Below are 14,601 nucleotides of genomic sequence, written 5' to 3'. Positions count from 1 at the left end.
ATGTCTTTTACCAAAACTGATCTTCTAGGTCTAAAAGACCTTAGTAAGGAAGAGATTTTATTTATTATTGAAACAGCAGAAAAATTAAAAGAAATTAATGGAAGAGATGTTAAAAAAGTCCCAACTTTAAAAGGGAAAACGGTTGTTAATTTATTCTTTGAACCATCAACAAGGACAAGGACATCCTTTGAAATTGCAGGAAAAAGGCTTTCTGCAGACACTATCAACTTCTCTGCTTCTTCAAGTAGTACTTCAAAAGGGGAAACTCTCATTGACACAGTGAAAAATATTGAAGCCATGCACTCTGATATCTTCGTAGTAAGACACGCTTTTTCAGGATCGGTTAAATTTATTGCTGAAAATACAAAGGCAAACGTAGTCAATGCCGGTGATGGTACTAATGAACATCCCACACAAGCTCTTCTTGATTTGATGACTATAAAAGAACACAAAGGTGGTTTTGAAGGGTTAAATGTTGCAATCATGGGAGATATAGAACACAGTAGAGTAGCAAGATCAAACTTGTGGGGAATGAGTAAATTAGGAATCAACGTCCGTCTTTTCGGGCCTAAAACAATGCTTCCTGAACATTTTAAACATTTCAACTGTAAGATTTGCTCATCCATGGAAGAAGCAGTGGAAAATGCCGATGTAATTATGATGTTAAGAATTCAGAGGGAAAGACAGTCAAATCTTTTGTTGCCCTCTTTGAGAGAATATTCAAAATTTTTCGGACTAAACAAAAGAGCCTTGTCATTAGCCAAAAAAGATGCCATCATTATGCATCCAGGCCCAATTAACAGAGGTGTGGAATTACCAAGTATCCTTGCCGATAGCAAACAGTCAGTAATACTTGAACAGGTGGAAAATGGTGTTGCCATCAGAATGGCAGTATTATATCTGCTATCACTTAATAAGAAGGAGGGTTAAATATGTTACTTTTGAAAAATTGCACTGTAATAAATTTCGATAAAATTGAAGAAAATGTAAACATTTTGATTAACAATGATAAAATCGAAGATATAACAAAAGAAGAAATTGAGAGTGCAACTGTAATTGATTGCTCTGGCAAATATGTTGTCCCAGGTCTTATAGATATGCATGTCCATTTCAGGGATCCCGGATTTGAATACAAAGAGGATATTGAGTCCGGCAGCAAAGCCGCAGTGGCCGGTGGTGTAACTACATGTCTCCCAATGGCAAACACAAAACCTGTGAATGACAACAGCTCCATCACAAGATATATGGTAGAAAAAGCAAAAGAGATTGGACTTATTGATCTTTTCCCTATTGCAGCAGTGACAAAAGGGATGAAAGGGGAAGAGTTAACGGAAATGGGAGACATTCTAGAGGCAGGTGCAATAGCCTTTTCTGATGACGGTCTACCTGTAATGAATTCCGAAGTAATGAGAAGGGCCCTCGAATATGCAAGTCAATTTGGATCGTTTATCATTAGCCACGCCGAAGATAAAAATCTTACAGGAGACGGTGTAATAAATGAAGGGAAAATATCCACAATAACAGGATTAAAAGGGATACCGGCTGAATCAGAAGAAGTGATGATTGCAAGGGACATACTTCTTGCAAAACTCACTAAAGCCCATGTTCATATAGCTCATGTAAGCACAAAAGGAAGTGTAGAACTGATTAGATGGGCAAAAAAAATGGGTATTAATGTAACTGCTGAAGCAACGCCACATCATTTTACACTCACCGATGAAGAACTCTTAAATTACGATACAAACTACAAAATGAACCCACCGTTAAGAACAGAAGAAGATAAAAATGCAATAATCGAAGGATTAAAAGATGGTACCATTGATATAATTGCTACAGATCATGCTCCTCACCATAGAGTTGAAAAATTTGTTGAATTTGACAATGCCGCTTTTGGAATTACGGGATTGCAAACTTTAATTCCTCTAACACTAAACCTGGTAAAATCTGGACAGTTTGATATGAAAAAATTCGTTTATCTTACATCCTATAAACCAGCAGAAATTTTGAACCTCAAAGATAGAGGTTATATTGCCAAAGGTAAAAAAGCCGATATTACAGTTATTGACGATAAAATTGAATACATTTTTGATGAAAAAGTAAACAAATCAAAATCTGATAATACTCCATTTTTTAAGAAAAAATTAATTGGAGCTGCAATTTATACCATTAAAGATGGAAAAATCGTTTATGATTTTCATCAACAATAAAAAAGTATAAGATTGCTTCTTGCCGACTCTCCCGACGGCAGTCGGGAGAGTCGCTTTTGGACATATCGCAATGACAGACTCGGAAAGAAGCAATCTCTTGCTTTTGTGTAAATCTAAAATAAAATTATTGTTTTTGGAAAACATAACTATCTGATGTCACCCCATTTTTTACAAAACCTTGTTTATATACGCCAGAGATAAAATATCTTCCGGGTTTAAATCCCCATAAAACCGCCATGGATGGCGGTTTTAGAGGGATTTACCTCGCAGTGGAACTGGATGTGCCACGAGAATGAGGAAGATATTTTATCTCTGGTTTTTTTTGCGTAATTTATTGAAATTAATAACATCTTATTGTTCTGTGTCAAAAAAATGGGTAACCCCAGATAAATATTTATTGAATTATTGTGAATATGAAATATAAAGAAGGCTATGAATCCATTGGCGATTTTAGAATGTAATAACATTTTCAAGTCATTTGATATTTCCTCCACATTTATTTCTAAGAGTAAGGTAAAAGTTCACGCTTTAAACGGAGTAAACTTTTATGTAAAAAGAGGAGAAATTGTTGGTATAGTAGGTGAATCAGGCAGTGGCAAAACCACTTTGGCCAAAATTATTACAAATATATACAAGCCAGATTCAGGTAATATTTATTTTAATAAAAAAAATATCCATAAAGATAGTGAATCTTATTCTGAATACAGAAAAAATGTTCAGATGGTTTTTCAAGACCCTTATTCTAGTTTAAACCCAAGGCTGAAAATCATATCAACCCTTAAAGATGGGATAAAGCAGTATATTACAAACAACAAAAAAGAAATTCATGAAATTTGCAAGTCACTGATAAAGTCTGTTGGGCTTGAAGAAGACCATCTTTATAGATACCCCCATCAGTTTTCCGGTGGACAAAGACAAAGGATATCCATAGCAAGAGCTCTATCAGTGGATCCTGAAGTCATTGTAGCTGATGAGCCTGTTAGTGCGCTTGATGTTTCCGTTCAGGCACAAATTCTAAACCTCTTTAAGAAATTAAATAAAGAAAAAAACAAAACCATTATTTTAATCTCTCACGATTTAGCAGTAGTTAATTTTTTATGCCATCGAGTTTATGTGATGTATAAAGGGTTCGTAGTGGAAATGGCAGAAACGGAAAAACTGTTAAAAAATCCTTTACATCCCTATACATATCAATTAATAAATTCCAAGCATCTGCAGGTGGATGAAGTAAAAAATGAAAATGTTAAATCCAGTTGCCCTTATGCTGAACGTTGTAAAAAATACTCAGCAAAATGCGATAATGAAATAAAGCTCATTGAAGTGGGAAAAAATCATTTCGTACGATGTGCTTATTATGAGTAACACAACTTTGATATTAAATATTACAGCAAGCCAGAATGACAACCATGTTGGGGTCATTGCAAAGAACGAGCATCACGATGTATATTTTCGAAGTTGAAAAGTTCTGTGAGTTTGATTGCAAGCAGTTAAAAAATAGTAAGAATCAAGCGAGGTGCTTGGTACAAAGCAATCTCGCGCTTATAAAATTGTCTCATTCGCCCTGGGGCGGATCACAATGACGGTATTGCAGGAAAAACTGCTCCCAAGTTATTGTGCAAAAGGATGTTTAAATAATACAAACGAATGAGGAGAGTTATGCTAAAAGTTTTTAACACGATGACAGGTGAAAAAGAGGAGTTTATCCCTTTAAAAGATAACGAAGTAAGAATGTATGTTTGTGGCGTCACTGTTTATGACTACTGCCACATTGGACATGCAAGAAGCTCAGTGGTTTTTGATGTTATTAGAAGATACTTGACTTACAAAGGGTTTAAAGTAACTTTTGTAAAAAATTTCACAGATATCGATGATAAAATTATAAATCGAAGCAACAAAGAAAATATCCACTGGAAAGAGCTAACGGAAAAATTCATCAAAGAGCATGATTATGACATGAGTCAACTCAATATTTTACCCCCCGACCACACCCCTAAAGCTACAGAATTTATAGATGAAATGATAAAACTGTGTGAAACATTGATAGAAAAAGGGTATGCTTACGTTGCAGATGGAGATGTCTACTATAGAGTTTCAAAATTTAAAGAATACGGAAAGCTCTCAAAACGTGACCTTGAAGAATTGATGGCAGGAGCAAGAGTGGACATTAATGAAAAGAAAGAGAATCCTCTTGATTTTGCTCTCTGGAAAAAAAGCAAAGAGAATGAACCTTTTTGGGAAAGTCCATGGGGAAAAGGACGTCCGGGATGGCATATTGAGTGTAGTGTGATGAGTTCTAAAATTTTAGGAATCCCTTTTGATATACATGGGGGTGGAAAAGATTTGATTTTCCCTCATCATGAAAATGAGATAGCTCAAAGTGAAGCCGCTGAAGAGAAAATGTTTGCAAAATACTGGATACATAACGGCTTTGTTAATGTTAACAAAGAAAAAATGTCAAAATCTCTTGGTAATTTCTTTACCATCAGAGATATTATTACGAAATTTGATCCTGAAGTGTTGAGGTTTTTTCTTCTTACTACCCATTACAGAAGCCCCATCGACTTCTCTTTCGACCACTTAATAGAAGCCGAAAATTCACTCAATAGAATTTATATCTTTTTTGACGATTTAAACCACTACATTGTAACAAAAAAAGGTAAAAACCGTATAGATGAAGCAAAAAAGATTTTTGAAGAGTTTATTTCCTCTTTTGAAGAAGCAATGGATGATGATTTCAATACTGCCAAAGGGCTAGCATCCATATTTGACTATATCAGAGATATGAATAGACTCCTCAATCAAAAAGTTGATGAAGAAACTTTATCCGAAATAGAAAAACTAAGTAGTCAGATGAAAGATATTGTTAATCAGGTTTTAGGCATTATCGTTAAAACACCTGAAGAATGGTTTGAAAAAAATCTACCACTACCTAAAAATGAACTTTTAAAACTTATCGAAGAAAGAGCAACTGCAAGAAAAAATAAAGACTTTGAAAAAGCAGATAAAATAAGAGATAAACTCGAATCAATGGGGATAGAACTTCTTGACACACCAAAAGGTACAAGATTTAGAGCCATAAGAAAACACGAGGAGTTGAACTAATGAAAATATTATTAACGGGTGCTGCAGGGTTTATCGGTTATTTCACCACTAAAAAATTATTAGAAGAAGGACATGAAGTCATAGGCATAGATAATCTAAATGATTACTATGACGTCAGATTAAAAGAATACAGAAAAAATGAGCTTGAGAAATATGATAATTTTACATTTATAAGGGTAGATATATCAAATTTTGAAGCTTTATCTGTTATTTTCCAGACCTATAAATTTGATGCCATAATAAATCTTGCAGCACGAGCTGGGGTAAGATACAGCATTGTAAACCCTTTTGTATATTATGAGACAAACTCTACCGGGACAGTAAACCTTTTAGAACTAGCCAAAAATTACGAAGTAAATAAATTTGTCCTTGCATCCACATCAAGTCTCTATGCAGGCCAACCGATGCCTTTTACCGAAGATAAGCCGGTAAACACACCTATTTCCCCTTATGCTGCATCAAAAAAATCAGCGGAAGTAACCTGCTATACATATCATTTTTATTATGGAATTGATGTAAGTGTAGTGCGCTATTTTACAGTATATGGACCTGCAGGAAGACCAGATATGAGTGTTTTCAGATTCATCTCACAAATATACAATGAACAGCCTATTATAATTTATGGAGATGGTTCACAATCAAGGGATTTTACCTTTGTAGAAGACATAGCTGCAGGAACTGTAAAAGCACTAAAACCAGTCGGATATGAAATAATAAACCTTGGAAATAATAGTCCGAACAAATTAAGTGAAGTAATTGAAAAAATTGAAGAATTGCTTGGGAAAAAAGCAATAAAAGAATTTAAACCATTTCATAAAGCTGATATGATGGCCACATGGGCAGACATCACAAAGGCAAAAACCCTACTAAACTGGCAACCCCAAGTTGACATTAATGAAGGGCTAGAAAAAACCGTTAAATGGTTTTTAGACAACAAAGAATTCGCCTTTAATATTAAATTAACCGAGTAAATAATCATAACTAAAAAACCCGTCCCGAACTAAACTGGGGAGACAAAGAAATGAAAGAGATTGCCTCCCCAGACTTTTCGAAACCTAAGTTTAGAGAATGTTATTGAATATTTATTAGAAAATTTTACAACTTACTGTATACCCAATAGTGATTTGATCCCTGCCCAAGCCTTCTTTCTGAAATATTGGAAATTATCAGCATCAGAATGTTCTTTACTTTCAATATACTTTAATAAATAAGCAGACTCTTGATCAAGATAGCCATAAACCTCTATCACTTGATACCCAAAACTTATATCGCTACCTTCAAAATCCCCAGCATCTATTAATTTTTTGATTGCATCCTGTTTATTTTTTATCATCTGCTTTTGAAAGTTTATTATCGATTTTGTATTTTCAACACTGTATTTACCATAGGCATACAAATCACTAACAGAACCAATAGCCACATAACTACTAAGTAAATCTGAAGCGATAAATGTACCCAGTGACTCAAGTAATAAATCTTTATCAGCCTTCGCAACTCCTTGTCCCAAAATCATCAAAAAGGCCAAAAATAGAGTAATCTTTCTCATAATTCACCTCTCAAACATTATACAGAAATTATATCACAGAAATTGCAAAAAGTTGGTTAAAGTTTCTTCATGAGAAAATATGTACCTACAATAAACAGAGGCAAACCCATAAAAAACATCATAAAAATATCAAAAGCAATAAACTTAAACCCAAGCCCTTTTAAAATAACAGCATACCCTGCATCAAGATAATATTTCAAAGGTGAAAGATATGTCATTTTTTGAAAAATTACAGGCATTGACTCATATGGAGTCCAGGAACCTGAAAGAAAAAGAATGGGGAGTAAAAAAAGTATGGCAAGCTGTGACACCTGCAACATATTTTCTGAAATGGAAGCTATAAACAAAGACAAACCCATGGTAGTAAAAATATACCCCAATGTTAATAAAAGAAATAAACCTATACTGCCTCTAACAGGGACATTAAGTCCCATATTTAAGACAACATTTACTGCAACATAAGTGCCCAAAAGGATAACAATTGACATGGCAATCAATTTTGCCACCACAAGCCTTTTTATACTAAGAGGAGATATTAGTATCATTTCTATATTTCCTTCATCCTTTTCTCTAATTATCGATGCAGCAGGAAGGATTAAAACAAGAAGCGTTATTACTGAAAAAAGTTCCGACAATCCGAGAAAATTTTTTGTCAGCGCATTTTCATTGTAAAGAATACGTGACTCCGTAATAACTTTTGCAAACCTTTCCCTACTTGGCACATTTTCAAGATAATAATCAATCATAATGTTAGACGCATAACTTGTAAAAAGATACCCGGTACTCGCATCAGCACCATTTAAATAGAGAGCCACATCAAACTCTCCCTTTTTCAACTTCTTACTAAAATCATTAGGAACAACCAGAACACCTACCCCTTTATCTCTAATAAGATAATCATCTGCAAGCCTTTCATTGACAAGATAACCCTTAAAATCAAACCAGGGTTTTACCATTTTAGAAACAAGCTCTCTCGATTGAAAGCTCATATCATAATCCACAGCATAAAATTTTGCATCTTTAAGGCTCAAATCGATACCATTGGCAGCAATATAGATATCTCCGGTAAAAAGATAAATTACAAATACCAAAAGCCCTTTATTTCTCAAAAAGTGCAATAACTCTTTTTTAATTAAAAATAAAAATCTCATCTTTCCTTCTTTTTAAACAATATAAAAGTTAATCCGAAAAAGATTATGTAAAAAATAATCAAAATAGCTACATTTAGAGTAAAAAAATTAATATTCACTCCTTTTAAATAATTCATCTTAATAATATTCATAAAATAAAATGTAGGATAAATGTGTGCTTGTATATATGCTTCATTGGACATAGAACTTACCGGTACGAGATATCCCGAATAAAGAAAAGCCGGGATAATGGCAATTACAGAAATTCCTACAATGACCGACACTTGTGTTTTTAAAAAAGATGAAAGAAAAAGACCTATACTTGTAGAAACAAAAATATATATTACCGATGAGATGAAAAAAAGTGAAAAATTTCCTTTGAACGGTATCCCAAATAAAAACTTTATAAGTAAAAAAAGTATAAAAAAATTTATAATGGAAACAAACACTGCAAATAACTGTTTACTAAAGAGATATTCAAATTTTGTTATGGAAGAAGTATAAATGTTATAGATGGAGCCACTCTCTTTCTCTTTAACAATCAAAAGGGATGCAAAGATGGCAGGATTGAGAAAAAGTATGATGGCCAGTAAACCACTTGTGGTCAATTTCACACTTTTTAAATTTTCATTAAACCAATATCTCACATTTAGCTTAAACAGTTTTTTCAGATCGATATCGTTTAAAACCAGATTAAAACTGTTCACCATAGCTTCCACATAAGATTTAATAACATCAGCTCTATAAGGAAAAATACCATCCACCAATAATTGAATTTTTACATTTTCTTTTTTCTTCAATTTTTCTGTAAAATCAGATGGAATAATTATACCAAACCTCACTTTATTCTCATCTATCAGTTTGATAACTTCATCTTGGCTTGCTACCTCACCATAAAAACTGAAATATTCCCTATTATTTATAAAGCGATATTTAAAATCTCTGCTTAATGCCGTTTTATCTTCATCAACAATCACAAAAGGTATATGATGTACATCAAGGGCCATACCGTACCCAAAAATGATCATCATAACAAAAGGAACAACAAATACTATTATTCTTGAAATCCTATCCCTTCTAAGCTCTTTAAACTCTTTCATGAATATGGAAACAATCCTTTTCAATCTTTTATTAAGCGTAATAGACAAAAACATCCTCCATGGTAGGCACACTTTTTTTAAAAGTGCAATTCTCACTCAAGAAATCTTTAAAACTCTCATCTTTGGTATAAATCCTAATCTTTCTGCCAAGTAAGGATGCTCTATACCCCTCTTTTTTCAACTTCCTATAAATCCTATAGTAATCATCACATTGAAGATCGTACACGTCACCAGCTTCTTCAATTAATCCTTTTTTTAATCTTTCCGGCTCATCAAGAGCAATAAGTTGGCCGGCAGAGATAAGAGCTATTCTATCACAATATTCGGCTTCACTCATATAATGTGTTGTCACGATAACTGTGATTCCGGATTTTGATAATTTTGTTATAAGCTGCCAGAAAACATCTCTTTCCACTGGATCCACACCAGAAGTGGGCTCATCAAGAAATACAATTTCCGGCAAATGAAGAATGGAACAAATAAGTGCAAGACGCTGTTTAAAGCCAAGTGGTAACTTTTTTACAATTTCTTTTTTGTATTTATCAAGTCCGATTATTTTTATAATGTTTTCAAATTTTTCTATGTTTTTTACTCCATATACATTAGAATAATATTCGATGTTTTCTTCCACACTTAAATCACTATATAAGGAAAACTTTTGAGACATATATCCGATTCTATGTTTTAACTGTCTCAAACCGCTGCTTCCAAAAACCTCGAATTCTCCTTCACTCTGTTTGTATAATCCGGTCAAAATCTTAATTAGCGTGGTTTTTCCAGCTCCGTTCGGCCCTAATAAACCGAAAATTTCTCCTCGTTTTACACTGAAACTAACCTCTTTCAATGCATAAAAATCACCAAAAGTTTTACTTATCCCCTTCAGTACAATCACATTGTCATCTTTAAATTTTGAGTTAATTTTTGGAAAGTTGATATCCAGATATTTTGTTTCAAGCTGATTCATTACCACATCTTCAAAAACCGGCTCTACTACAAATTTTTCTTCCCTTTCTTCATTTTTATCCTTTACATATCTTACCAAATTACGCCTAAATCGAACCCCTCTGTATTTTTCATAATAATATTTGATGTCATGCAAACTTGCAGGTTCTTCCACCACATCTATATTTTCATATAACTCTTTTCCGATTACACCATAATATTTAACCATCCCATTATGCAAAAATATTACTTTATCACAACGCTCCGCCTCATCCAGATAGGAGGTTGAAATAATTACAGAAAGATTTTCCTGATTTACAAAATCCATAAATAGATCCCACAACTCTCTTCTTGAAATAGGATCCACCCCCACTGTGGGCTCATCTAGTATAATCAACTCAGGCCTATGAATCAAAGAGCAGCAAATTCCTAGTTTCTGCTTCATCCCTCCGGAAAGATTCATGGCTAGTCTATCCTTAAATCTCTCAAGCCCGGTTATTCTCAATAATCTGCTTTTTCTTTCCTCTATTTCATCAATATCCAACCCTTTAAGTTCGGCAAAAAAATTGATATTTTCTTCTACACTTAGCTTTTGATAAAGGTTCAACCCGAGTCCTTGAGGCATATAGGCAATTCTATCTTTCAATACATCATAACTTTTTTTACGATTTATTTCGTTATCAAAGAGATAAAGCCTGCCTTCATCAAAATCCATAACATTAGCAACAATTTTCATTAAAGTAGATTTACCAGCACCATCAGGACCAACAAGTCCCAATATTTCACCTTGATTTAATGTAAAAGAAACACTTTTTAAGGAAAAACCTTTTTTAAAATATTTACAGATGTTTTCAGCTTTGACTATCATTGGAAATGAAAAATCATATCTGCAGGCATACCAGGCTTTAAATATTTATCTGGTTTATTAAAATAGGCCTTAATAGCAAAAACCTGCTTTACTCTTTCTTCCTTCGTCTGCACCTCTTTTGGAGTAAACTCCGCTCTATCACTCACATAAGAAATTTTCGCATCAAACCCTTTTTCAAGACCATCCACATACACTTTTACTTTATCACCAAGCTTTATTCTTGATAAATATTTCTCAGGGAAAAAACCTTTAAAATATATTTTTTTCGGATCATACAATGAATAAACCGGTTGATAAGCCACAGCAATCTCACCAAAATTGATATTTTTGCTCATAATCACGCCATCAATGGGAGCTCTAACATAGGTATCATTAATTTTAATCTGCAACTCGTTTATCATCGCTTTAACCTCATTTAGAGACTCAACCATTCCCTGTTTTTCACTCATCTTAATATTGATAACCTCTTGAATCCCTTTTATCTCTTTATCAAGCAAGTCTATCTCTTTGCGCTGCAATTTTGCCCTTTCAAGGTTTTTCTTGCTGTTACTCAAATAATGTCTTGCAGATTCCAACTCCTTCTTCACACTTTCAAATTCACTTTTTAACGTATCAAACTTTAAGCTGATATCCTCATACATAGATTTTGAAATCGCCCCTTCGTTGTACAATGTTTTGTATCGCTTATAATCTTTCTCAACCTTTCTTAAATTTGCAAAAATAACATCTTTCTTTTCTTCCAATATTTTTACATTTGCGCTGGCTACTTTAATTTCATTCTTTGCAATTTCAATTGCAAGTTCCACATCTTTTGACACTTTTTCCTTCTTGATTAACAACTGTTTCAATTTTACTCTATATGATTGAATCTCACTCTCCTTAGCTCTTATACCGTTTTCTACTTGCCTTTTTTTTGCAATTAACTGATTCGTCTTTTCATCAAGTTCTTCTCTACCAAGCTCTACCAATATATCTCCTCTTTTTACCTCATCCCCTTCGTCAAAATAAACTCTAACGACCTCTCCACTCACTTTAGGAGATACATCTACAACATCAACCTCAATCCTGCCGCTTATTGTAAGGCTATCAAGATTTTTCTTTTTAGTTACACTTAATAGAATTAAAACTACCAATAAAACAACAACGACTAAAACAGCTATTTTTTTCATCAATCCTCCCTGTAGTTAACAGTGAAAACTCCTTCCCACAAAAGTGAAACTAAGCCCCCATCCCAAACAAATCCAACATACAATGCAAACACTAGTCATAAATAAGGTAAAATACAATCTATATAATACCTTCCAGGCATTTCATCGGTACTAAAATATTTACTAAAAAAACCGAAAGAAACATTACTCTTTTTGTCTAAAAACCTATATTCCTCAATAGGTTTTTTAGTGCCAATAAGTTAAAACTCCACAATGGTTACGGCGTCACCACCTTCATGAAATGTCCCAACCCTAAAAGATTTAACTCTTCTATCATTTTTTAAAAACTGATGCACCCCTTTTCTCAAGGCGCCTGTTCCCCTGCCATGAATAATTACTGCACTGTTAATTCCGGCCAATACACATTTATCTAAAAATTTATCCACTTCATCAATGGCTTCATCCACTTTTTTCCCTATAATATTCAACTCATAAGATACACTTTTTGTAACTTCCCCCTTTACGCTCAACTGTTTAGCTTTTTGTTTTTCTTTCTCCACATCTTCAAGTCTTTTACCCACCAAATCCTTCTTCTTAATCTCTATACGTATACCCTCCAAATTCACAAGCACGGATTTTTTTTTAACCTCAAGAATCTCCGCCAATTTATTATATTTTTCCAAAATTATTTTATCCCCAACCTTTACATCTTCCAGCGGCTTTTTCTTCTCACTTATTTTTTCAAGTTTTTTCGATGTAACTTTTATATCTTTTTCAACCTCATCCAAGGTTGCCTTTTTCATTTTCCCTTTTAAAATTGATCTCCCCTTTTGTAAAAGATAATACGCCTCTTCCAGCAATTGCTCTTCTTTTTTGCTCAACTTTTCCTCAAGTTCCTTCTCACGCTTCCTTAAAACTTCCTCTTTAAATTGCAGATCTTTTTCTTTCTCTTCCAATCTTTTTCGTAATATTTCCACCTCAACCTTCAAATCATTTAATCTTTCAAGCTCATATTCCATTTTGGTTTTATCTTCTTGAAGTTTCTTCAAAGCCAAACTTATTATCTCTTCATTAAAATTGAGACGCCTGGCTATCAAAATAGGATCGGATTTACCAATAACCCCTTTTAATAAAGAATATTTCGGCGTAAAGGTTTTATAATCAAAATCCACCGCATAGTTTTCAGCAAAATCATTTTTCAAAGCATACTCTTTTACCTCTTTATAATGCGTGGTAACAATAATTTTCGAACCTTTTTTAACAAGGTATTCAATAATTGCCACAGCAAGAATAGCACCCTCTTTAGGTTCAGTACCCGTTCCAAGCTCATCCAACAAAACCAAAGATGACTTTTCAGCCAAATCCACAATATTTTTAATATTCATAAGATGAGCAGAAAAAGTACTCAAATCCATCACTAAGGATTGGTTGTCCCCAATATCAGCCATTATATTTTTAAAAAGTTTTATCTTTGCATAATGTCCAAAAAGAGGTAACCCACACATGGCAATAACATGATTTAATCCTATCGATTTTAAGGCCGCAGTTTTACCTCCCGTGTTCGGCCCACTGATAACAACAACCTTTTTCCCATCCTCCATTATAAAATCAAGAGGCACCGAATTATCTTTTTTTGTTAACAAAATTATGGGATGATGAATTTTTTTGAATTCAACAGTCTCATCGATATCCGGGAAAACCACATCAAAATTTTTTACAAATTTGGCATATTCAATATAAAAAATCAGTTTTTGGTACGCTGCAATAGTAGAACTCAACTCAAACCTTTTACCCTTTACCTTATCAATCAACTCATAAATGATTTTTCTTATCTCTTCATCTTCCGCAATCTTCAATGACTGATAACGGTTGTTCAAATCCACTATTTGCGCAGGCTCCACAAAATAGGTTTGAGCACTCTTTGATATATCATGTACAATCCCGTTTATAAACTGCCTGAAATTAGGTTTACAGGGGATAACAAACCTGCCATTTCTTTCCACAACCGTCTTATCCTGAATAAAACTGTCTGACGATTTGCCGTAAATAATGGAATTTAATGTCTTATTTATCTGCTTACCTACACTGTTCAACTCTTTCCTTATAGTTGCAAGCTCAATTGTGGCATCTGTTTTCACCTGTCCGTTATCAGCGATTTTTTTGTCTATCTCTTCTATCAATTCTCCAAATGAATAAATATCTTTTAAAACTTCCCTCAATGTATCGATGGCTTCATTTTCCAACAAAACTTTCTTTAAATTTCCAAGCCACTTATGAAAAATCTTAAATGTCACAAGCTCCTGGGCAGAAAACCCCTTATATGGATCCATCAGGTTTTGATAAAAATTCTCATAATCAGAATCATTAAAAAGTTCAATTTCAGTACCTGTCAAATAATTCATTATTTCTCGGATATAATTTTGAACCTTTTTGATGCTATTTTCAGATTGAAAAGGCTTTAAATTAAAAAAATATTTTTTGGCAAAAACTGACGTGAACTCACTGGATACAAGCTTCTTGTATAATGGAAATTCAAGAACATCAAAATCGATCATATA

Annotated in this window: 11 protein-coding genes; 5 read left to right on the top strand and 6 right to left on the bottom strand. The window is 33.5% G+C overall.

Features of this window, described 5'->3' with window-relative positions; all coding sequences use genetic code 11:
• The 5 genes from FHQ18_RS06785 to FHQ18_RS06765 all read left to right on the top strand — a co-directional run bounded on the left by FHQ18_RS06785 (window position 1) and on the right by FHQ18_RS06765 (window position 6,280).
• Window positions 1-930, top strand: coding sequence for an aspartate carbamoyltransferase catalytic subunit (locus FHQ18_RS06785; RefSeq protein WP_149266417.1), 930 nt, complete (start codon window positions 1-3; stop codon window positions 928-930).
• A 2-nt stretch (window positions 931-932) separates the two neighbouring features.
• The gene (locus FHQ18_RS06780) at window positions 933-2,207 is read left to right on the top strand and encodes a dihydroorotase (protein WP_149266416.1); all 1,275 of its coding nucleotides are present in this window, start codon (window positions 933-935) and stop codon (window positions 2,205-2,207) included.
• A gap of 432 nt (window positions 2,208-2,639) precedes the next feature.
• On the top strand, window positions 2,640-3,569 hold the full coding sequence (locus FHQ18_RS06775) for an ABC transporter ATP-binding protein (RefSeq protein ID WP_149266415.1): 930 nt from the start codon (window positions 2,640-2,642) through the stop codon (window positions 3,567-3,569).
• A gap of 294 nt (window positions 3,570-3,863) precedes the next feature.
• Window positions 3,864-5,309 carry a cysteine--tRNA ligase gene (gene cysS / locus FHQ18_RS06770; RefSeq protein WP_149266414.1) on the top strand — a complete coding sequence of 482 codons (1,446 nt, stop codon included), beginning with the start codon at window positions 3,864-3,866 and terminating at the stop codon, window positions 5,307-5,309.
• Complete coding sequence (locus FHQ18_RS06765; RefSeq protein WP_149266413.1) at window positions 5,309-6,280, top strand: GDP-mannose 4,6-dehydratase; 972 nt, start codon at window positions 5,309-5,311, stop codon at window positions 6,278-6,280. The genes cysS and FHQ18_RS06765 overlap by 1 nt, the downstream gene beginning before the upstream one ends.
• Window positions 6,281-6,411: 131 nt before the next feature.
• Here FHQ18_RS06765 and FHQ18_RS06760 read toward each other — a convergent pair whose 3' ends face one another.
• The 6 genes from FHQ18_RS06760 to FHQ18_RS06735 all read right to left on the bottom strand — a co-directional run bounded on the left by FHQ18_RS06760 (window position 6,412) and on the right by FHQ18_RS06735 (window position 14,598).
• Window positions 6,412-6,855, bottom strand: coding sequence for a hypothetical protein (locus FHQ18_RS06760; protein ID WP_149266412.1), 444 nt, complete (start codon window positions 6,853-6,855; stop codon window positions 6,412-6,414).
• A 56-nt stretch (window positions 6,856-6,911) separates the two neighbouring features.
• Window positions 6,912-8,006, bottom strand: coding sequence for an ABC transporter permease (locus FHQ18_RS06755; RefSeq protein ID WP_149266411.1), 1,095 nt, complete (start codon window positions 8,004-8,006; stop codon window positions 6,912-6,914).
• Window positions 8,003-9,139 carry an ABC transporter permease gene (locus FHQ18_RS06750; protein WP_246798670.1) on the bottom strand — a complete coding sequence of 379 codons (1,137 nt, stop codon included), beginning with the start codon at window positions 9,137-9,139 and terminating at the stop codon, window positions 8,003-8,005. Before FHQ18_RS06750 ends, FHQ18_RS06755 begins: the two co-directional genes overlap by 4 nt.
• On the bottom strand, window positions 9,117-10,895 hold the full coding sequence (locus FHQ18_RS06745) for an ATP-binding cassette domain-containing protein (RefSeq protein ID WP_149266409.1): 1,779 nt from the start codon (window positions 10,893-10,895) through the stop codon (window positions 9,117-9,119). The genes FHQ18_RS06750 and FHQ18_RS06745 overlap by 23 nt, the downstream gene beginning before the upstream one ends.
• Window positions 10,892-12,064: an HlyD family secretion protein gene (locus FHQ18_RS06740; protein ID WP_149266408.1), complete on the bottom strand. Its 1,173-nt coding sequence runs from the start codon at window positions 12,062-12,064 to the stop codon at window positions 10,892-10,894. Before FHQ18_RS06740 ends, FHQ18_RS06745 begins: the two co-directional genes overlap by 4 nt.
• A gap of 239 nt (window positions 12,065-12,303) precedes the next feature.
• Window positions 12,304-14,598, bottom strand: coding sequence for an endonuclease MutS2 (locus FHQ18_RS06735; RefSeq protein ID WP_149266407.1), 2,295 nt, complete (start codon window positions 14,596-14,598; stop codon window positions 12,304-12,306).
• Window positions 14,599-14,601: the final 3 nt, after the last annotated feature.

This window comes from Deferribacter autotrophicus, assembly GCF_008362905.1.
GTDB lineage: Bacteria > Chrysiogenota > Deferribacteres > Deferribacterales > Deferribacteraceae > Deferribacter > Deferribacter autotrophicus.
Note: the sequence above shows the minus strand (reverse complement) of the source record. Positions and strands in the feature narration are given on the sequence as shown.